General features: G+C 57.9%; 1 protein-coding gene. It reads left to right on the top strand.

Going from position 1 to position 591, the window contains the following annotated elements; genetic code table 11:
* Positions 1-124: 124 nt before the first annotated feature.
* On the top strand, positions 125-591 hold a 467-nt coding region (locus tag NW820_RS13370; protein ID WP_011432999.1), incomplete at its 3' end, for a peroxiredoxin family protein.

Here is a 591-nt window from a genome sequence, read left to right as displayed (position 1 = left end):
TACTACCCTATCCCCACCCCCACCACCCCGTCAAGATATCCAACCCAAAGTTTTTTGAAGCCAGAAGGGATCCGGATCCACCGTTAGACTGTTGAAGTGAGCTCAGATTGGGTTAGACGGGTCTATGGGGATTGTGATTGGGGCTGTTGCTCCTGACTTTAGCTTGCCTGCGGTGGGGAAAGGGATCCAAAAGGGAGCCCAGATTTCACTGGCGGCCTACCGGGGCAAGAGCAAGGTGTTGCTGGCCTTTTACCCGGCGGATTTTTCCCCGGTATGCACGAGCGAGATGCGTTGCTTTCGGGAGGATTGGGAAGCTTTCCGGGCCGCGGGCTGCGAGATCTTGGGGATCAGCAGCGATCCCCTCTCCAGGCACCAAGCCTTTGCCGAGCAGCTTAAGCTGGAGTTTCCTTTGCTGAGCGATGTGGACAGAACCGTGAGCCAGCAGTACGGGGTGGACAGCCTGCTGGGGACGCGGCGGGCCTATTTTTTGGTGGATAGCCAAGGGATCCTACGCTACCAGCATGTGGAGTGGCTGCCCTTGTTCAAGCGAGACAACCGGGAGCTGCTGGAGGCCGTGAGGGCGATTAGCTA

The organism is Synechococcus sp. R55.7, from assembly GCF_047461955.1.
Lineage (GTDB): Bacteria > Cyanobacteriota > Cyanobacteriia > Thermostichales > Thermostichaceae > Thermostichus.
This window is presented reverse-complemented; position numbering and strand designations above follow the sequence as displayed.